Below are 20,939 nucleotides of genomic sequence, written 5' to 3'. Positions count from 1 at the left end.
CAGGCAGTCTGAGAAAAAGAGAGCGCGGGTAGCTACGGATGGCGGCGGGATTGAATGCGGCGCAGCGCGAGGCGGTCGAGACCTTGTCCGGCCCGCTCCTCGTGCTCGCCGGCGCGGGCACGGGCAAGACACGCGTCGTGACGTTTCGCATCGCCAACCTGATTCGTCACGGCATTCGGCCGGGACGCATCCTGGCCGTGACGTTCACGAACAAGGCCGCGGCCGAAATGCAGGAACGCGCCTCGCACTTGCTCGGCAAGCGTCTGCCCGAGCGCCCGGAGATCTCGACGTTTCACTCGCTGTGCGTGCGCATCCTGCGGCGGCACATCACCCGGCTGGGCTATCCAGCCGAGTTTACGATCTATGACCGAGGCGACCAGGAGGGGCTTGCCCGGGCCGTGCTGCGCGAGATCCGCGTCCCACAGGAATCGCTGCGGCCCGGCGATCTGCTGGCCACGATTAGTCGCTGGAAGACCGAATCGCTGCGTCCCGACGCCGCGGCCGCCCGGGCAGAAACCGATCAAGAACATCTGGCCGCCGCCGGCTACCGGCGGTACCAGAAAGCACTCAAGTTGGCCGGCGCGGTCGACTTCGACGATCTGCTGCTCGTGGCCGAGGAACTGCTCGAGCGTTTCTCCGACGTGCGCGCGGACGAAGCGGGGCGCTTCGATCATCTGCTCATCGACGAGTATCAGGACACGAACGAAAGCCAGTATCGCATCGTCAAAAGCCTGGCGGGCGAGCATCGTAACTTGTGCGTCGTGGGAGACGACGACCAGTCGATCTACGCCTGGCGCGGCGCGGCGGTGAAGCACATTCTCGGCTTCCAGCGCGATTGGCCCGGGGCCAAGGTCGTACGGCTCGAGGAGAACTACCGCTCGACGGCGCCGATTCTCGCCATCGCCAATCGTCTGATCGCCTTCAACGAGGAGCGGCACAAGAAGATCCTCCGTTCCGGACGCGGCGCCGGCAACGCCCCGCGCATCTGGAAGCTGGCCGACGAGCAGGCGGAATCACGCGACGTCGTCGGCGAGATTCGCGCGCAGCTCGATCTCGGCGCCGCGCGCCCGCGCGACTTCGCCATTCTCTGTCGCACGAACGAGCAGCCGCGCGCATTCGAGGAAGAACTGCGGCGCAAGAAAGTGCCCTACGTCCTCGTGGGTGGACAGTCGTTCTACGACCGCACCGAGGTGAAGGACGTGCTCGCGTATCTGCGCCTGCTGTCACAACCGCGCGACGAGATCTCGCTGCGCCGGGTGATCAACACCCCGCCGCGCGGGATCGGCAAGACCACGCTCGAGCAGCTTGCGGCCTCGGCGGTTGCCGCGGGCCGGCCGTTGATGGATCTGCTGCCCGAAGCGGTCGATGCAGGGCGTCTGCCGGCCTCGGCCAAGCGCGGTGTGGTGGGGCTGCTCCACTTGCTCGAAGACCATCGCCGGCTGGCCAGCGCCGGTTCGCTCGTCGAGATGGCCACCAGCCTGCTCGAGGCGATCCACTATCGCGACGAGCTGAATCGTCTGCATAAGCAGCCGGCCGATGCCGAACGGCGCTGGAACAGCGTTGCCGAGCTTTTGAATTCGCTCGGTCAGTACGAAGCGCGCGAGAAGCGCAAGGCCACCCTCTCGGGCTTCCTCGACGAGTCGACTCTCATGTTCCGCGATTCTGGCGACGACAAGGAAAAGGCGCTCGAGCGCGACGCCGTGGTGCTGATGACGTTGCACAGCGCGAAGGGGCTCGAGTTTCCTCGCGTCTATCTCGTGGGACTCGAAGATGGCATCCTGCCTCACCATCGATCGGTCGCCAGCGAAGGGGTCGCGATCGACGAAGAACGCCGGCTCTGTTACGTCGGCGTGACCCGCGCCCAGGATCAGCTCACGATCAGTTGGTGCGCGTCGCGGTTCAAATGGGGAAAGGCGCGTCCCACAAAGCCGAGTCGCTTTCTGTACGAGATCACCGGCGAGGCCAAGACCGCGGCCGAAGCCATGGCCCTGTCGCACCGCGAATATATGCTCGCCATGCAGGCGGCCGGTCTGACCGGTGGCCCGAAACCGTTCCGGCGACCAACCCGGAACGGCCCCCCGCAACGCCGCTAACGTGGGAACAACGCCCAGAAGCAAGGCCGAGCCCTTCGCCAGTCTGCCTCACTTGCCACGGCGATGCGATCTGGGGGGGCTGAGCCCCTCTCGAACCTGGCCAAGAGCCATAAGTTGCGCGAACTGCGATAGGTCAGCGGGCGTGCAGGTACTAAACTGACGGCACAACTCGTCTTGACGTCGAGTCGCGCGCCTGCGGTGGCGTGGCGGCTGCCACGTGCGAGACCAGGCAAGTGGAAGGTTCGCCGCGAGGGCCACGGAGGTGCCCATGCCTTACGCACCGTTGCGATTTCTGCACGCGGGAGATTTTCGGCTCGATGTGCCAGTAGGTGGCATCACCGAAGTCCCCGAACACCTGCGCGATCGATTTCTCGACGCACCCTATGCCGCGGCGCGACGCGTGGTCGACGCGGCGCTGGCCGAAGAGGTCGACTTCGTCGTGCTCTCGGGCGGACTCGTCCATGCGCGGCGGAGCGGTCCGCGCGGCCCCGCGTTTCTCGTCGAACAGTTCGAACGATTGCACGCGCGTGGCATCGACGTCTACTGGGCCGGGGGCCCCACGGACCGTCCCGACTCGTGGCCGGTGGCGGCCAGGCTGCCCGACAATGTGATTCATTTTCCCAGCGGCGTCGCGACGCGACACGTCGTGCTGCGCGAGACGCAGGCCGCGGCGCTGATCGTGGGCCGCAGCCACGCCGACTGGAAAAAGATCGAGCCGGGCGATTTCGTCGCCGATCATTCCGCCCCGTATGCCATCGCCGTGGCGCACGGCAAGGCCCACACGCGCCAATTGGCAGCGCGCGGGTTTCACTACTGGGCGCTCGGCGGACGATCGCGACGCGGCACCGCTGGCGGCGCGAACCATCGCCTGCACTATCCCGGCTCGCCCCAAGGACGCGCGCCCGAGGAAAGCGGTCCGCACGGCGCCACCACGGTGCGCGTCGATGACGAGGGACGCACACACCTCAACTTCGTCGCCACCGATGTGCTGCGTTGGCGCGAAGAACGGCTCTCGATCGACGGGCTCGACAATCGCGCCGATCTCGAACGGCGTTTCCGCGAGCGGATTGCCCTGGCGACGGAAGAGGCAGGCGCGATCGATCTTTTGATCTCGTGGACGTTGATCGGTTCGGCCGCCGCGTGGTCGCGTCTGAGACGCGTCGTGCGGCAGACCGAGCTGCTGGACTGGCTCCGTCGCGAGTTCGGCGCCGGCACGCCGGCCCGGTGGAGCGTGACGCTCGATATCGAAACGAGCGAGGTCTCGGCCGCCGAGATGGTCGAAGATGAAACGATCCTCGGCGATTTCCTGCGTGAAGTTCGCCGCCACGCCGCCGACGGCACGTTGCCGATCGACATGGCGTCGTACCTCAGTCCGCGCCACGCCACCGGGCAGTTGGCCGAACTGGCGGGCGTGACCGACGATGCCGAGCGGCGCAGCGTGTTGCGCGAGGTGGCCGTACTCGGAATCGAATTGCTGGGAGGGGAGGAGGTCGAATCGTGAGAATCACCGACCTGAAGATCGACGGCTTTGGCGTCTGGCGCGGACTGCAGCTCGACGATTTGTCGGACCGCATCAGCGTGCTGTACGGCCCGAACGAAGCGGGCAAGACGACGCTGCTGCAGTTCATTCGTGGCATGCTCTACGGCTTCGGCGACGAACGTCGGCGCCGCTATCTCGGCCAGCAGAACGGCGCTCCGGCCGGTGGTTCGCTACACCTGTCCGATCCGACCGGCGACGTGCGGCTGCGCCGGCTGGCCCAGCCCGACGAAGCAGGCGTGTACACCGAGCGACTCGATCTTCGTGCCGACGATGGCCGTCGCCTGGCCGACGGCGCGGTCGGCACCCTGCTCGGCAAGATCGACGAACGCACGTTCAACAACGTGTTCGCCGTGGGCCTGCGCGAGATGCAGGAACTCGGCACGCTCAGCGATACCGACGCCGCACGGCATCTCTACCGCATTACGGCCGGGTTGGATCGCATCTCGCTGTTCGACGTGATGCGCGAGTTGGCCAATTCACGCAACCGTATCCTGGCCACCGACGAACGGCCGTCGCAGGTCGTGCATCTGCTCGGCGAGCGCGAGCGCCTGCGTCGCGAGATCGACGAGCTGGGAACGCTCTCGGCCGACTACGAGCGAAATCTCCGCGAGCGCGACGGTCTGGCACGCGAGATCGATCGGCTCGAAACAGAAACGCGTTCGCTCGAGCGCGAGGTCCGTCGCATCGAAACGGCGGTCAAGGTCGAAGGCCGCTGGCGCGAACGCGCCACGCTCGACGCCCGTCTCGCGGCGCTCGAGCCCTTACCGAAACTTCCCGAGCGAGCCCTCGAACGTCTCGCCGCGCTCGACGCGGCCATCGCGGCCCGGCGGCAGCGTCAGAACGAGTTGCGGGCCGAAGTCCTGCGCAAGGACGAAGCCATTGCCGACTTGCCGCTGCAGGAAAGCGTCTGGAAGCAAGGCGCCCGCATCCAGGCGCTCGGCGATCAGATCGAATGGGCCGAGACGCTCGAAACGCAAATCGCGGCGCTGACGACCGAAGTGGAGCAACTCTCTGCCGAGGTGAACGGCCATCACGAGCATCTGGGCCTGGCCGACGGCGACGACCCCGATTCGAACTCCTGGTCCGACCGCACCCTGCTGACGTTGCGACCGCTGGCACGTTCGCTGGCCGAGACGAAACGTCGCCTCAAGACCGCCGAAGCGGCCGTCGCCAAGCTGAAATCGGCCGGCACGAATAGTGACGTTGAACTCAGGAACGCCCTGCGCGGACGTACCGAGGCGGACCTGACCGCGGCGCACGCCAAGGCGGGCTCGCTCGTATCGCTCCTGCGGCGGCGCGTGCAACTCGACGAACGCATCGGCCAATTGCACGAACAGCATCGGGCCGCCTCGGCACGACATCGCCGCCTGCTCGAACGCCAGATGATGCCCGGCTGGGTCTTGACGGGCCTGGGCTGCGTCTTCGCCTTTGGCGTCGCGCTGATTCTGTCAGGACTGTTCATGCCCACCACCATCACCGGTCCGCTCGGCTGGTGGCTGGCCACGCTCGGCCTGGGGGGTTCGATCGTGGCGGGCATCACCAAGCTGTCGCTGGAGCGCTCCGTGCGGCATCAGCTCGAATCGTGCGATCAACTGCACCACTCGCTCGAGCTGCAAGTCAAGCAGGCCAAGGAAGAACGGGACACGCTCGATGGCCAGCTTCCACAGGGTAGTGGCCCGCTCATCACGCGGTTGCAAGAGTCCGAGCGAGAACTGGCGGCGATCGAGGATCTGCTGCCGCTCGAAGCCCGCCGTCGTGCCTCGACGAGCGAATTGAAGACCGCCGAAGAGCAAGTCGAAAAATGCCGCGAGGCGCATCGCGCCGCGCGCCGCCGCTGGCAGAACGGGCTGGCGACGGCCGGCTTGCCGCACGATTTTTCGCCCCGCCGCTTGCGCGAGCTGGGCAATCGCCGCGAGCTGATCGTCGACGTGCGCCAGCGTCTCACGTTGCGTCGCCAGGAACTCGACATGCAGCGCCGCAGCCTGGCACGCATGGGCGAACGCATTTCGCTGCTGACCGCCGAGGCCGGGCTGCCCCCGACGTCCGGCAAGGCCGTCGAGTTGATTCGCCGCCTGCAGAACGAATACGCCAGGCAGGAACGCCTGATGGCCGAACGCGATCAACTGACGGAATTGGTCACGCAGTTGCGGGCAGAGTTGGCCCACACGTCGCGCGCGGGCAAGCGGCTGACAAAGAAGCGGCTCGCCTTCCTGCGCTCGATCGATGCCCGCGATGCCGACGAGTTGCGACACTGGGTCGATCTCGTCGAGCAGGCGGCCAGGCTGCGCGAAGCTCGGGCCGCCGTCGAACGCGAGATCACGACCGCCCTGGGGGACGAGCATCGCGAAGAGACGTGGCGCGCCCTGCTCGACGGCAAGTCGCTCCCCGAACTCGAGCGGCTGTGGGACGAGCTGGCCGCCGACGTCGGACGCCGCGAGACGCAACTCAAGTCGCTGTACGAGCGCCGCGGCGAATTGACGGCCCAGATCGCGGCGCTCGCCGCGGATCGTCGCCCCGCCGAGAAGCGTCTGCAATACTCGATCGTGGGCCGCCGGCTGAAAGACGCCCTGCGCCGCTGGAAAGTGCTCGCTACGACGCATCACCTGCTCGAAGGGGTGCGACGCATCTACGAGACCGAACGCCAGCCCGAAACGCTGCGCGAGGCATCCGTCTACATGAGCGAGCTGACGCGCGGCCGCTACAAGCGCATTTGGACGCCGCTGGGCGAGCACGTGCTGCACGTCGACACCGCCGATGGCCGCTCGCTGCCCGTCGAAGCCCTGAGCCGTGGCACGCGTGAACAATTGTTCCTCAGCTTGCGGCTGGCGCTGTGCAGTGCCTACGCGCGTCGCGGCGTCCACCTGCCGCTGGTGCTCGACGATATCCTCGTCAACTTCGACGCCGATCGTGCCAAGGCGGCCGCCGCCGTGTTGCGCGATTTTGCCCTCGCCGGCCATCAGTTGCTGATCTTCACGTGCCACGAGCACATCGCGAAGCTGTTCCGCGCGCTGAAGGTCGACGTCCGACGCCTGCCCGATCATGCCGATATCGACATGATCGCGCGACCGATCGAAGAACCGGCGCCCGAGCCGGTAGCAGCCCCCGCGCCGGCGGCAATTCCCGCTCCTGCTCCCGTCCCCGCACCGGTTCCGAAGCGGCGTCCCGTTGCCGCCTTGCGCAAGCCGGCGCGTCCAGAGCCGGAGATCGTCGTCGAACCGGCTCCGCTGCCAGTCGCCACGCCGGCCTTCTTCGAAGAGGACGTCGACGCCTACGATTGGGAACCGGTAGCCCCCCCAGCACCCGTCGTCGAGTCCCCCGCTCCCTACGCGATGGAACCGATCGTCGAAGCGCCGAAGGTGGTCGAGCCCGCGCCACTCGTGGTCGAAGTGGAAGCAGTCGCCGCGCCGATGCCCGAGCCGGTCGAGTACGTCGAGGTGCGGGGTCGCACCCTCTGGTCGGGCGAAGGGGCCGAGGACTTTGCTGGCGAGTTCGCCGAACGGATCGTCGACCGCTTTACCCGCTATGGCTGGGGCGGCGCCGAGATCGACGATGCCTCGAGCGACGCCGCCAGCGAGCCCGCGGTCCGTTCCCGTAGCAAGGTGGCCACCGTGAAAGACCTGGACGATCTTCTCGATCTCGACGAAGAGGCCGAGGCGGCATGATGGTACGGGTTACGTCCTTCGGTTGCGGGCTCCACGGGGCCTTACCGGAAGTTACCCGACCGCACTTTTTCCCCTAGCGGGACGTTCTTTCCCCACCGGAGCGTGCCGGGCCGCCGTCTGCGGCAATTCGCTGGAAATGCGGGCTTGGCTTCTGTTATGCTGGTGTGACCTCACACCGCTATTTCCCGCCTAGCGCGCACCCGAAGCGAAGGAGTCATGTTCCATGACCAAACGTACACGCCGTCGTTTCCTTGAGGAGTCGATGTTGGCCGCGACTGCGGCCCTGGCCGTCGGACCAGGCAGCCAGGTCCTTGCGGCCGACAAGGAAGAGACCGCCAGTTCGAGTCCCAACGAGCGGCTCGCGTGCGCGGTGATCGGCGTCCGCGGCCGCGGTGGCAGTCACGTCAGCGCCCTCGAAGGCCGCGACGGTCGCCCGACCGAAATCACTTACATCTGCGATGCCGATGAAGACGTCGGCAAGAAGGTGTGCCAGAAGATCGGCAAGGTGCAAGGTCGCGAGCCGAAGTTCGTGCGCGACATGCGCGAGGTGTTCGACGACAAGAGCGTCGACATCGTCTCGACCGCCACGCCGAATCACTGGCACGCGCTGTGCAGCATTTGGGCGATGCAGGCGGGCAAAGACGTCTACGTCGAGAAGCCGGTCAGCCACAATGTGAGCGAAGGCCGCCGCATGGTCGAGGCCGCTCGCAAGTACGACCGCATCTGTCAGACGGGCACGCAATGCCGCTCGAACAAGGGGGGGCACGCCCTGATCGACTACATCAAGTCGGAGGAGTTGGGTCCGCTGAAGGTGGCCCGCGGCTTGTGCTACAAGCGTCGCCGCGCGATCGGTGGCCCCGGCGAGTTCACCCCGCCGCCGAGCGTCGACTACAACCTGTGGTGCGGCCCCGCCCCGATGAATCCCCTCACGCGGCCGTCGTTGCATTACGATTGGCACTGGATGTGGGATTACGGCAACGGCGACCTGGGCAACCAGGGCATCCACCAGATGGACATCGCCCGCTGGGGCCTCGGCGCCGATGAACTGTGCCAGGGTGTATTGAGCTACGGCGGTCGCTTCGGCTACACCGATGCCGGCGAGACGGCCAACACCCAGGTCATCATCCACGATTACGGCGACAAGCAACTCGTCTTCGAGGTGCGCGGCCTGGAAACGCCTCCCTTGAAGGGGGCCGATGTCGGCGTGATCTTCGAGTGCGAGAAGGGCTACGCCGTGATGACCAGCTACGATCGCAGTGCCGCCTTCGATCTGGACGGCAAGATGATCAAGGAGTTCAGCGGCGGCGGCGATCACTTCGGCAACTTCCTCTCGGCCGTGCGCAGCCGCAAGCACGAGGATCTCAACGCCGACATTCTCGAAGGCCACCTGTCGAGCGCGCTGTGCCACCTCGGCAACATCAGCTATCGCCTGGGCGAAGAGGTTTCGGCCCAAGAGGTCAGCTCGCGTCTGTCGGACAGCAAGGAAGCGCTCGACACGTTCGCCCGCTTCAACGAGCATCTCGAAGCCAACGGCGTGAAGATGGCCGACACGAAGGTTCGCCTGGGCCTGCAACTGGCTTTCGATCCCAAGAGCGAAACCTTCACCAGCAATGACGCGGCCAACGCCATGCTGACGCGCGACTATCGCGCGCCGTTCGTGGTGCCGGCGGCGGGTCAGGTCTAGTCCCACCGCGCGAGCGGATCGCAGCACGCAGTCCAGCGAGGGCGCCGGAGCAATCCGGCGCCCTCGTTCATTTTCGGAATCAATGAGATCCACCGATACTCATCTATCAGTGAACGATCCCCTGCATGGCACTGCTGGGCAAACCAGCAGTGCCACACGATTTGCTTGATCGCATGAACGACGCCCCTACCACGATCGAGATTCTCTACGAAGCAGGCCCCTGCCTGGCCGTGGCCAAGCCAGCGGGATTATTGACGCAGGCGCCGCCGGGCATCGACAGTCTCGAGACGCGCATCAAGGCGTTCTACAAGCATCGCGAGTCGAAGCAGGGCAAGGTGTATCTCGGCGTGCCACATCGACTCGATCGGCCCGCCTCGGGGGCGATGGTCTTCGCGCGGCACGTGCGCGCCGCGCGGCGGCTTTCGGAACAGTTCGAGGCACGCACGGTTCGCAAGACCTACTGGGCCCTCGTCGGCGGCGTGGGCCTCCCCGAGCGCGATACCTGGCGCGACTTCGTCCGTAAGATTCCGGACCAGCCGCGCGCGGAAGTGGTCGCGGCCGATCACGCCGACGCCCGCGAGGCCGTGCTGCACTATCGCGTCCTCGGCGCGTCTGCGGCCTGGAGTTGGCTCGAGATCGAACTCGAAACGGGACGCATGCACCAGGTGCGCTTGCAGGCGGCGTCGCGCGGTTGGCCCGTGCTGGGCGATGCCTTGTACGGATCGCCGCTTCCTTTCGGCGTTCAGCATACGGACGAACGCCTGCGTGCCATTGCCCTGCACGCGCGCAGTCTCGCGTTTTGCCATCCGATGACGCACGCCGATGTCTCGGTCACCGCGCCGCTTTCGACCGACTGGACAACGCTCGACGCGCGCTTCGACGCCGCTTGACCGCGGCGCTGCTGAGACGCCGCGCCGCGCCCCACGTCTCGCCTACAACCGTCACGACCGGCCGCGGTTCGTCGAAAGAATTTTCTTTGCTACCCGTCACGGGCGCCATTTACGAGCTACACTTTTTCGTGGCTGGGCTTTTGTGCGTCGGCGGCCGGGGTGCCGTGGCGCAACGATCTTTTTCGCCCGGCAGGAGCGCACGATGGTGAACACGTTGTTGATGTTGGCGGCGCTGGCGGTGCCCCCCGGAGTCTCGCCCGAGAACAACAACCAGCCGTTCCACGGGGGCGATCCCGTCGTGCGGCGCTTCGAGCAGCGCGAGGACGACGATTTCCGCCGCCGCAACTGGGACGCCTACTGCCGCCGGCTCGACGAAGCCTGGAAGGCGTATCGCGCCGCGGGGTCGACGCCCCGGGCCTTTGCCGCCTACAAACGCGAACTGGCGGCCGCCAAGCGCGAATACGTCTACCGCGATCCGCACTTCGTCGCCTTCACCGATTGAGCGGCGCCCACGCCACGCTTGTGCTCAGGGGGTCACTCGACAGTTGGGCAGCGCCTCGTGCAGTCGCTGGAGGTCCTCGGGCTCGAGCTTGTTGCGCGTGATGTCGAGCTCGCGAAGTCCGGTCCAGCCGGCCAGGGTCGAGATCGAGGCCTCGGTGATGCCCGTGCCGCCGATGCGCAGCTTGGCCAACTGCTTGAGCGGGGCGAGTTGCGCCAGACCTGCATCGGAAATGGCCGTGCTCGACAGATCGAGCGAGCGAAGCTGCTCCAAGTCGGCCACGGTAGTCAGCCCCGCGTCGGTCACCCCCGTCCGGGCAAGCGAGAGCGATTCGAGCTGCTCGAGCTGCTCGAGCTCCTTTATCGCGGCATCCGTTAGATCGATGTTGTAACCCAGATCGAGATAGACCAGCGCCGGTATTCGGGCAATGGCCGCCAGGTGACGATCGGCGAGCCGGCATTCGCGAAGCGACAGCGCCCACAATTTCGGATGCTCGGCCAGCACGCCTAGTCCACGGCCGTCGAGGGGGGTTTCGCCCAGGTCGAGCGTTTCGAGTTGCTTGAGCGGCGCGAGGTGAGTCAGCCCTGCATCGGTCACGCGCGTCCCCCGCAAACGCAACGCGCGCAGTTGAGGAAAGTTGCCGATCGAGGCCAATTCTCGATCCCCCGTGCGAGTCCCCGAAAGATCGATCTCCACGAGTGCCACGCATGGTGCGAGCTCGGCGAGCACGTCGCCGCGCAGGCGGTCGGCCTCTTTCAAGTCGACCGACACGACCGTGCAGGCGTCGCGCGGCAAGGCCGACAGGCGGTCGACGAGCACATCGTCGGCCAGCTTTACGGCTCCCCCTTGCTCGACCACCCAACGCGCGGCCAACCGCTGCGGATCGAGCGGATCGGCAGCCACCTTGCATTCTGGAAGCGCCCCCCGCAGCTCTTCGATCCCGGCATCGGTCAAAGAGGTTCCCTCGATCGACAACTCGGTCCACGATTTGCCTTGCGACAGCTCCGCCAGTACTCGATCGTCGAGCGGCACGCGAGCGAGCGATAGCCATCGCAGCGCTGGCATGTGCGCAAGATCGGCAAGCGAGGCCTGCGTTACCTTCGTGCCCGCCAGGCCCAGATGCGAGAGATATTCCAGCCGGCGCAGCGAGCGCACGGCGTCATCCCCGATGGTGGTATCGGTCAAAAAGAGCTGTTCGAGCGCCGGCAAGGCGGCGAGCGCCGCGACCCCCCGGTCGGAGACAGCGGTTTGCGAGAGATCGAGCTCGCGCAGCGATTTGGCCGCGGCAATCGACGCCAGCCCGGCATCGGTCACGCCGGTGCCCGCCAGAAGCAGGCTCTCCACGTCGGTCAGTCCGGCCACCTGGCGCAGGTCGTCGTCGGTGATTTGCGCGCGGTGCGAAAGATCGATGGCCCGCAAGCGAAAGCGCCCCAGGGGCAGCTCGTGGCGCTGTTTGAGGTCGTCGAGGCGGTCGCCGTCGGCGGTGACGAGCGAAACCGCTCCCCCCTGCTCCAAGGCCCACTGCGCCAGACGACGCTGATCGACGGCCTGCCAGCGGATGTCGCAATTCGGCAGCCTGGCACGCAGGGCAGCGACGGCCTCTTCCGGCAATTCGACGGCCCCCAGGTCGAGCGCCGTCAAGTGGGAGGCCGCGGCGAGCGACTCGAGCGCCGCCGGCGTAATGCGGGGGCTCTCGAGCCGCAACAGCGTCAGCCCAGGCAGCAGGGCCAACCGAGCGATAAGTACATCGTCGACGTCGCGGCTCCCGGCCAGGTCGATCTGCGTGATGCGGAACTCATCGGCCGGCAGGTTTGCCGTCTTTGTCACGTCGATCGGCTCGGCCCCGGGACGTCGAGGCTGAATCGTGAGCACGCCGCCAGCCGCCAGGACGTGTCGCGCCACTTCGCGATCGGGATCGGGGGCATCCCACTCGACTTCGAGCCCCGCGTGTTCCGCTTGAAGTCGATGCACTCCGCCCGCGGTAATGCTGGTTCCCGCCAGGCCGAGATGGCTCAACCCGCGCGTGTTCGCCAACACCTCGGGCAGTCGATCGCCAACTCTTGTGTCGGCCAGATAGAGGTGCGTCAAACGGTCGAGCGAGCGTAGAGGTTCCATCCCCGCGTCGCTCACCGCCGTACGACTCAGGTTCAACTCGCGCAGATTCGTCAGCCGCGTCAGGGTCGGCAGCCCCGCATCCGTGACGCGCGTCGCCGACAAGTCGAGCCTCACGAGCGTTGGCAGCGGAGGTAACTGGGCGAGGTCGGCATCGCCAAGCGATGTGCCCGCCAGCGAGAGCGTTTCGAGATTTCGCACCGCATCGGGATCGAGTCGCACAAGGTCATCGCCCCCGATCGGCAAACCGCTCAGGTCGATTCCGACGATCGAGAAACTGCCGGTCGGCATCAACTCGACGGAAGCGATCTCGACGCGAGAAGCGGGATCGCCCGCCAGGATGGTCGTCCGTCCACGCTGCTCGCTCACCCAGCGCAGCAAGGCGCGGCGCTCGGGCGCCTCGGGCATCGGTGGGGGAGCAGTCGGTACGCTTGGCCCTGGTGTTGGCACCATGGCGACCTCGCTCGTCGTGGGTTGCGGAATCGGCGCCGGCACGGCGGCCAACGCTTCTTCTTCCGGCGCTTCGCCCGAGGCGATGCCCAGTTGATACGCGCCCCATCCCAATCCGCCGGCTATCAGAATGGCCGCTGCCGCCCCAAGCGTCACCCACGGCTTCTTGCGCGCGGGCGAAGGCATCGGCCGCGAAGCCACAGCGGCCTGCGATGCCCCTAGGGGCGTGGGGTCACCGACCCGCGTCGGGCCGAGCGTTTCGGCCGAGGGAACCGGGGTTTGACCGAAGCGCCCCCCCACGACGGTTTCTGGGGTACGGCGAAGTTGCCCCAAACGCTCGACGCGCTCGGCGGGCGTCACGGGGCCGACTTCGGCCTGGCAGGCCAACAACTCGGCGAGCACGGCATCGACCGACTGCGGTCGATCTTCCGGCTTCTTGGCCAGCATGCGCAGAAACAGGGCGTCGAGCCGTTTGCTCGCTTGTGGCACGTCCACGCGCAACGATGGCACCGCAGAGTTCTGATGCCAGAGCAGCTTCATCGCCAGCGAACCTTCGGGCGAAAGCGTCAGCCCGCTCAGCAGGTAGTGCAGCGTGCAGCCCAGGCTATAAATGTCTGCCCGGTGATCGGCCCGCTTGGCGTCGAGCGCCTGCTCGGGCGCCATGAAATCGACGGTGCCCATCACGCGTCCCGACTGCGTGAGGTTCTGATGATCGCTCTCGGGGTCCCCCTGCTCGATCCGCGCGAGCCCCATGTCGAGAATCTTGATTGTGCCGGTCTGGTCGAGCAGCAGATTCGCCGGCTTGATGTCGCGATGCACGATGCCGCGCTCGTGCGCGTGTGCCAAACCGCGCGCGGCCTGGGCGAGAAAGTCGAGCGCCAGCGGAATGGGTAGCACGCCGCAGCGTTCGACGTAGGCGTCGAGATCGATGCCGTCGACGTACTCCATGACCAGAAAGTGCAGATCGCCCGCCTCGTCGGCATCGTAGGCCGAAACGATGTTCGGGTGCGAAAGCTTGGCCACGGCCTCGACTTCGCGGTGAAACCGCGTGATGGCCGATGACGACGAGACGAGATTGGCCGGCAGTACCTTGAGCGCCACGAGCCGCTTCATCCGGCGATGGCGCGCCAGATAGACGACCCCCATGCCGCCGGCGCCCAACTCGTCGAGAACGACGTAATTGCCCAGCACCAGCCCGGCCGATTTGCCTTGGGCGACTCGACGAAGCTGGTACACCGTCAGCTTATTCGACTGCACCAACTGCCAGGCGACCGTATCGACATCGGCCGCCGACTCGCCGGGGAGTCGTTCGCAGACCGAGGCCAACTCGTGGGCCGAGACGAGACCGCACTGCGAAAGACATTCGGCAAAGCGTTCGAAGCTGAGAGCCAGCTTGGGCAACTCGGCGGCCTTGACCGCGGCGCCGCTATCGCCCGGCGTCGCGGCGGAAGAGCGATCCGCTTTTGGTGGCAACGATTTCGGCTGCGGAGGCGATTCGCCCGACAGCAGGGTCGCACGATCGTGGATCGACGGCTCGTCACTGCCCGGCGTCGGGGCATCGTCGGCTGCCATGGTCTTCGCTCCGGTGATTGGCCAGAGTCGATTGTAGCGTCCCCGGCTGGCGAAGCACTAAAACTGCGTCCACCCCAGCTTCAAGAACCAGTCGAACAGCCAGGGATGCGTCCAGGGGTTCCACGTCGGGTAACTCGCCGAGAGGACGGAGAACGCGAGCAGTACGAGCGCCACGCCACGCGTCCAGCGCCGCCCGGCAAGCCAGTCGGCCGCCGGCAGCATCGCCAGCAGCCACAACGGCGCGAGCCAGAAGAACCAACGCATGCCGCTGGTCATGCCGCCGTAATTGCGGTCGACCAGCGGCCGCGACAGGTAGAATGCCACACAGGCCAGCGAAACCAGCGCCGTGAGCAGGGTCAACTGCCGCAACGCGGTATTCCGGCGACATGCCAGGGCAAAACCCGTCAGCGTCAGCAGCCACACGGGCGTCAACGAAAAGACGCCGTGGTGGCCCACGAGCACGTGTACGGCATACACCGCCGGAGACGGCTCGCCCCGGTCGATCCCCTGGCGATTCAACCAGTAGCTATCGCGGGTACGACCACCTCGCTCGTAGATGTACTCGTACCAGTTTTCCCCTTCGGCGCGATGACCGTACGCGGGCACGAGCGACCCATGCGCGGCGTAGTTCGTGCCGAAGAAGCCCGCCGCCACGACTAGCGCCGCCGGCACGAACGCAAGGAGTGTCTCGCGCCAGGCGGTAAAGGCCAGCGCCGCGGTCAGCGCCGCGAAAAACGACAGCGCGGGGAGTTCATTGGCCGCCGCGAAGGCCGCGAAGAATCCCGCCAGCACAAAGTAACGCCAGCGACGTTCGCCGTCGTACACGATGCGAATCGACGGATAGATCGCCCCCATCGCGCTCGCCGCGGCGAACACGTGGTTGTTCAGCGTGACGGCGAACGTCGTGAGAAACGTGCCAAAAACGGCCGAGGCCACGACGAAGAGGCGTCCCCAATCGGTCGTGCCATAGCGCTCGACGACCCGGGCCAAGAGCACCAAGTAGATCACCAGCGGCAGCACCTGCACGAAGAGCAACATGCCGCGGCCGATCGTGTAAGGATGCGAAGCCAACGAGGCCCCCGTCGTGCGATAGATCACCCAATACGGTCCGGCGAGCAGCGTGGGCAGCAAGGGTGGCTTGCTCGAGTAGAGGCGCCCGTCGTGCTTGACCATGTCGATCGTGTCCCATCCAGGCTGATCCTGGATGTCGTCGATGGCGTAGGTCCCCTGCTCCGCCAGGGCGCGAATCGTACACCAGCGGCTGCGATCGTTGCCGCTGAGAAAGGGGCGTTGGAGCTGCCAATCGCGGCGACCTTCGCGCGCGCGCTGCGTCTCGAGCGCGATCTTGTCGACCGAATTGACCGCCAGCACGCGTCCCACCATGGCGCCGGTCGCCACGGCGATCAGCAGCCAGTAGACCTGCCGCCGCAGCGCGGCGCGATCGTCGATCGTCGATCCTGGCGGCGCCGTGCTCATGCGGACCGACCCGTCTGGCCAGGGGCGCGGTCGGCCACGGAAAAAGTGCGTTGCGAGATCGAATAAGTATCCGCCTCGCGCGTCTGGTAGGCGATGAAGAGCTCGGCCAGAAAACCGATCGACATCAACTGGGCCCCCAGCAGCAGCGCGCCCATCGAGTAGATGACGGCCGGACGTTGATGGAGCGGCTTCAGCCCCCACTCGGGAAACATCTGCGCCGCCAGCCAGGTACACGACAGATAGAACAGCCCCAAAAAGCCGACCGAGAAGCAGATCAGCCCGAACGTGCCCAGCACGTGCTGCGGCCGCTGCCCGAAGCCGGTGAGAAACTTCACCGTCAGCAGATCCAGGAATCCTTTCACAAAGCGGCGCACGCCGTACTTCGAATGGCCGAACTTGCGGGCGCGGTGATTGATGGGCAACTCACCGACGCGGAACCCCCGGGCATGCGCCAGCACCGGCACGAAGCGGTGCAGTTCGCCATAGAGCCGGACTTCGCCCAGCACCTCGCGGCGATAGCCCTTCATGCCGCAATTGTGATCGTGCAGCTTTACGCCCGTGAGCCAGCCCACCAGACCATTGAAGACCCGCGAGGGATAGGTCTTGTGCCAGGGATCGTGGCGGACGTGCTTCCAACCGCTGACGACGTCGTAATCGCTGGCCAGCGCCGCGAGAAAGCGCGGGATCTCGGCGGGGTCGTCCTGCAGATCGGCGTCGAGCGTCATGACCTGCTCGCCGTGCGAGGCGGCAAAGCCGGCACTCAGGGCGGCCGCCTTGCCGAAGTTGCGTCGGAAGCGGATACCGCGCACGCGCGGGTCGCGCGCCGCGAGCGACTCGATCACCGGCCACGAACCGTCGTTCGAGCCGTCGTCGACGAAGATGATTTCCAGGTCGTAGTTCTGCGCAACCGCCACCGCGTCTAACTCGCCGTGCAGAGCCTCCAGGCTCTCGACCTCGTTGTAGACCGGAATGACGGCACTCAGCATGGGCAGATAAACGAGTGTGGCACTTCAACAAGTGTGGCCCTGCGGGCTTGCCCGGCAGTGGCGGAAGGATCAAGGACTTAATGTTCCGGCTCACCCATAGCGGCGCTCTGGGGTGGTCTCCATAAGTACAGGATACCTGACACAATCACCTCCGACACCAACCAGACCAGCCGGAGCAGAATGGCCGCCACGAGCGCCGTCGAGGCCCCGAAGAGTGGCGCAACCAGTTCGAGCAGTACAGCTTCGCGCACGAGGGCGCCCCCCGGCACGAGAGACAAGAACCCCACGACCACGGCCATCCCCACCGCTGCGGTATAGAGGGGCAACTGTCGCCAGGGGTCGAGTCCTGGGGCTCCAATCGCCGCCAGCACTCCCCACAAGCTCAACGCCAGCAGCAGCCAACCGCCGGCCATCGCCAGCCAGGGCAACAGCAACCGCCGCACGTGCAACTTCCGCAGGCCATCGGCCACCCGGATGTCGTCCCGCCCCACGCCGGCAAAACGTGCGATCCGCTCGAACACCGGCGGAAAACAGGGGACGGCCGTCACGATCGTGAACCCCGCGGAAAGCAGGATCAGCCAGTCGTGACGTGGCGTCCACATCAACAGGGCCAGGGCCGTCAGGGCCGCGCCGACCGCCATCATCGTCATCGTTTCGTAGACCACGCAGACGGCCGCCACGCGGCCATCGACCGTCGGTCCGCGCAGGAGACTCGCGCGTAGCACCAGCACCATCGCCTTGCCTGGCACGTACTTGCCCAGATGTCCGATGTAATAAGCCCGCAGCAGCCTGCCCAGTGCTGGTCGCTGCCCCAGTTCGAGCAGGATCCGGCGCCAATACAATCCGCAGGGCAACGAACCGAGCAGATAGAGCACGCCCGAGAGGACCAGCCACCCGGGCGAGACGTGCCAGGTATGCTCCGACAATTGCTCGAGCGCCGACATGACCGTGCGATGCACGCCCCACGCTACGAGCAACACGACCAGCATCTTCGCCCCGCGCAGGAGCCATTTCTTGCTGCCAGCGGGAAGTGGACTCAAGACGAAACCTCGCGATGCCCGACTCGTTCGGACGTACACGACGTGGGGGGCGGGGATCTGCCGGTGGGTGGGAACGTCGCTATTGTGCGGATTCGTCCCCACGGACACAAGCCGCGGACGTCGGGGACGAAGTACCTTTCTCGAGGAGCGCGCACTCCGGCCAAGCCGCCGAGCGGGCAGGTGCGGTTCCCAAGTTCGGCGGGCGAGGGCTAAAATACCGGCTGTTGCTGCCGCAACTCACTCGTGCCTGGAGAAACGCTCGTGTCGCGTTGGGTTTCGTTCATCGTGCTGGCCTCGATCGTCGTGCTCGTGGCCGTGCTCTTCTTCCAGGTCATGGCGTCGTTCATCCTGCCGATGTTCTTCGCCCTGATCCTGGTCGTCATGTTCCGGCCGTTGCACCGCTGGATGACCGAACGCTGCGGCGGGCGCGTCCGCGTGGCGGCAGGCATCACCACGGCCATCACGATGCTGATCGTCTTTCTGCCCTTGCTCACCATCGTCAGCATGGCCGCGACCGACGGCGTGCAATTGCTCGCCGATTTCGATCGCGAACAACTGCAGGCCAAAATCGACGACCTGCGCGATCGCTTCGATATCAGGCTACCGGCCCCACAGGCTCGCCTCTTGAGCATGAAGATCGACGAAGGGGTCGCCGAATTGCAGCGGCGCGTCACGGGCTACGACGAACCGAATGCGATCCCCGCCACGCTGACGCACATCGAAAACGCCATTACCAGTCTCAACGGCACGCTGACGAAGTGGCGCACCGAGTACGGCGTGCCGGATCTCCTCAATCAGATTGAAACACTCTCGAAGAAGTCTCTTGCCGAAGAAGCAGCAGCAGAAGCAGCGGCGGTCAATGCCAGTGAGAATTCGGAGGCTCCGGTCTTCGATCCGGCACGGCCCGTGTCCGCAGAGCCAGGATCCGCCGAAGGGGCGCCGCCCGCTGACGATGAAAGCCCCAATTCGTTGCAAGCAGCAGAGAAATACGACGAGGAATTGAACGACGCGATTCTTCCAGAAGAAAACACCGAAGCGGTTGTTCTAGCCCGTGTGCTGCGCCGCCTACGCGCCGTGAAGAACGCCACAGCCGAGATTCGTCGCTTAAAGAATCTCGGCGTGCCCGACGCCGAGCTACAGCCCGAGACCGATCAACTCCAGAATGCGAACGAGTTGCTGCAAGCCGCGTTCCGCGATTTTGAGTGGCAATTGATGGGGGGGGGCGTCGTCGGCTGGCTGAAGTTGCAGGCCTATCCCAGCGACGAGCGACTCGTCGAGATTCGCAGCACGGCGCAAGAATACCTTTTGCCCCTGGCCCTCTCGACGCCGAAATTTCTCGGCAGCTTCGTCGGGCGGTTTCTCTTCGGACTCGTGATCCTCATCATCTCGCTCTACTACTTCCTCGCCGACGGGCCGAAGATGGTCGCGGCGATCATGCGCCTCTCCCCCCTCGACGATCGCTACGAAGCCCGCATGCTGCACGAGTTCGACAAGATCAGCCGCGCCATGGTCGTGGCGACGCTCTTGTCCGCCGTGGTGCAGGGCATTCTGGCGGGCATCGGCTACTACGTCGTCGGGCTGAATGCCGTCTTTCTGCTGACCGTGACGACCATGATCCTCTCGATGGTCCCCTTCGTCGGGGCGGCCTCGGTCTGGGGGGCCTGCTCGATCTGGCTCTTGTTCGACAACCAGTTCTGGCCGGCGGTGGCGCTGGCCCTGTATGGCGCGCTGGTCGTGTCGATGATCGACAATTTCATCAAGCCCTACGTGTTACACGGCCGCTCGAACCTGCATCCGCTGCTCGCCCTGCTGAGCGTGTTGGGGGGGGTGCAGGCCCTGGGACCGATCGGCATCTTCGTCGGTCCGATGGTCGTGGCCTTCCTGCAAGCACTGCTGGAGATGCTCCGGGGTGAGCTCGATTCACTCGAAAATCCCTCGTCGAACCGATCGCTACGGGCCGTGGGAGATTGAGACGGCTTTACGACTCCCCTCGCCACGGAATACCATGCCAGGAGCCGCGCCGCGGCCTCCTCGGGACAACCCGAGGCCGAGAGCGTGGCCAGCCCTACCCCGCGAGCGAGCGCCCCGATGATTGCTTCTCTTCTGCTGCTGGCCTGCTCGGTGCCGACCGTCGACGTCGGATGGCTTCAACTCGAAGACGGCGCCTACGAATACATCATCCAGATCGATCCCGATCAGCTCGAATCGATGCGGGCTGGCCGCGACATTCTCAGCGATCTGCCTCCGGCGCTGCATCATATCCGCCGGTATCGCATCACGGTGGGCAATGCCCCCTTGCCTCACGAAGGCGTGCCTCCCGAATTGATCGGGGCGCCACCCGTGGGCGCGCCCGATCGGGCTCCCTCAGCGACGGGAGCTCCCGCGGACCCCGACAACGTGGCCGGCGGGCCCATGCTGATCGGTCCGCGCACATCATTACCCCTGAACGCGCTGCCGGGACCAGGCGATGACGAACCGCTCCCCGCGGCAACTGGTCCGGCCATCGTCGAGGCGGAAATCGTGGTCGAAGAACCGCTCGTCGAAGCATCGCCGGCCGTGGAAGACACTCCGCCACCGGCCGTGGAAACCGCTCCTGTCGAGCCGCCGACATTCGTCATGACCGAAGAAGAACCGGAACCTGCGCCGGTGCGCCCGCAGCCTTTCGATGCACCGATCGATTCGCGCCCGATCGTCGAGCAGGCCAGCAATGCCGTGGCGGTGTCCGCGCCGGTCGCCTCCACGACCGATACGCCACAGCCGACGCTGGTCGGCAAGGCCGTCGCCGGAGAGGAACCCCAGTGGTGGGCGCTGACCGCGGCGCTCGTGATCCTCTTCGTTTCGCTCGGTGTGAACCTTTACCTGGGTTGGGTCACGTGGGGCACGCGTCTCCGCTACCGCGAGTTGATTCGCCGCATGGATGTCCGTGCGAAGACAG

Annotated in this window: 12 protein-coding genes; 8 read left to right on the top strand and 4 right to left on the bottom strand. The window is 65.9% G+C overall.

Going from position 1 to position 20,939, the window contains the following annotated elements; all coding sequences use genetic code 11:
- The first annotated feature begins 38 nt into the window (after positions 1 to 38).
- The 6 genes from KF708_23995 to KF708_23970 all read left to right on the top strand — a co-directional run bounded on the left by KF708_23995 (position 39) and on the right by KF708_23970 (position 10,371).
- Positions 39 to 2,093, top strand: a complete 2,055-nt coding sequence (locus KF708_23995) for a UvrD-helicase domain-containing protein (protein MBX3415768.1) — start codon at positions 39 to 41, stop codon at positions 2,091 to 2,093.
- A gap of 268 nt (positions 2,094 to 2,361) precedes the next feature.
- Entirely contained in the window at positions 2,362 to 3,594 is a 1,233-nt protein-coding gene (locus KF708_23990) for a hypothetical protein (GenBank protein ID MBX3415767.1), read from the top strand.
- The gene (locus tag KF708_23985) at positions 3,591 to 7,295 is read left to right on the top strand and encodes an AAA family ATPase (GenBank protein ID MBX3415766.1); all 3,705 of its coding nucleotides are present in this window, start codon (positions 3,591 to 3,593) and stop codon (positions 7,293 to 7,295) included. Before KF708_23990 ends, KF708_23985 begins: the two co-directional genes overlap by 4 nt.
- Before the next feature lie 223 nt (positions 7,296 to 7,518).
- Entirely contained in the window at positions 7,519 to 8,979 is a 1,461-nt protein-coding gene (locus KF708_23980; GenBank protein MBX3415765.1) for a Gfo/Idh/MocA family oxidoreductase, read from the top strand.
- Between the two features lie 173 nt (positions 8,980 to 9,152).
- Positions 9,153 to 9,869 carry an RNA pseudouridine synthase gene (locus KF708_23975; protein ID MBX3415764.1) on the top strand — a complete coding sequence of 239 codons (717 nt, stop codon included), beginning with the start codon at positions 9,153 to 9,155 and terminating at the stop codon, positions 9,867 to 9,869.
- Positions 9,870 to 10,071: 202 nt separating this feature from the next.
- A complete protein-coding gene (locus KF708_23970; protein ID MBX3415763.1) occupies positions 10,072 to 10,371 on the top strand; it encodes a hypothetical protein in 300 nt (99 codons plus the stop codon).
- A 24-nt stretch (positions 10,372 to 10,395) separates the two neighbouring features.
- Here KF708_23970 and KF708_23965 read toward each other — a convergent pair whose 3' ends face one another.
- The 4 genes from KF708_23965 to KF708_23950 all read right to left on the bottom strand — a co-directional run bounded on the left by KF708_23965 (position 10,396) and on the right by KF708_23950 (position 18,004).
- Positions 10,396 to 14,502, bottom strand: a complete 4,107-nt coding sequence (locus tag KF708_23965; GenBank protein ID MBX3415762.1) for a protein kinase — start codon at positions 14,500 to 14,502, stop codon at positions 10,396 to 10,398.
- A 57-nt stretch (positions 14,503 to 14,559) separates the two neighbouring features.
- Positions 14,560 to 15,978 (bottom strand): hypothetical protein, encoded by a 1,419-nt coding sequence (locus KF708_23960; protein ID MBX3415761.1) that lies wholly within the window; start codon positions 15,976 to 15,978, stop codon positions 14,560 to 14,562.
- The gene (locus tag KF708_23955; GenBank protein MBX3415760.1) at positions 15,975 to 16,964 is read right to left on the bottom strand and encodes a glycosyltransferase family 2 protein; all 990 of its coding nucleotides are present in this window, start codon (positions 16,962 to 16,964) and stop codon (positions 15,975 to 15,977) included. The genes KF708_23960 and KF708_23955 overlap by 4 nt, the downstream gene beginning before the upstream one ends.
- Before the next feature lie 77 nt (positions 16,965 to 17,041).
- On the bottom strand, positions 17,042 to 18,004 hold the full coding sequence (locus tag KF708_23950; protein MBX3415759.1) for a flippase-like domain-containing protein: 963 nt from the start codon (positions 18,002 to 18,004) through the stop codon (positions 17,042 to 17,044).
- A 261-nt stretch (positions 18,005 to 18,265) separates the two neighbouring features.
- Between KF708_23950 and KF708_23945 the strand changes: the two genes are divergently transcribed.
- Together KF708_23945 and KF708_23940 are read left to right on the top strand one after the other, a co-directional pair.
- Positions 18,266 to 19,975, top strand: coding sequence for an AI-2E family transporter (locus KF708_23945; GenBank protein MBX3415758.1), 1,710 nt, complete (start codon positions 18,266 to 18,268; stop codon positions 19,973 to 19,975).
- A 117-nt stretch (positions 19,976 to 20,092) separates the two neighbouring features.
- The coding region (locus KF708_23940) for a hypothetical protein (GenBank protein ID MBX3415757.1) at positions 20,093 to 20,939 on the top strand (847 nt) is incomplete at its 3' end.

The organism is Pirellulales bacterium (assembly GCA_019636335.1).
Lineage (GTDB): Bacteria > Planctomycetota > Planctomycetia > Pirellulales > JAEUIK01 > JAHBXR01.
The sequence above is the reverse complement of the archived record's forward strand: the minus strand, read 5'-3'. Positions and strand labels throughout refer to the sequence as shown.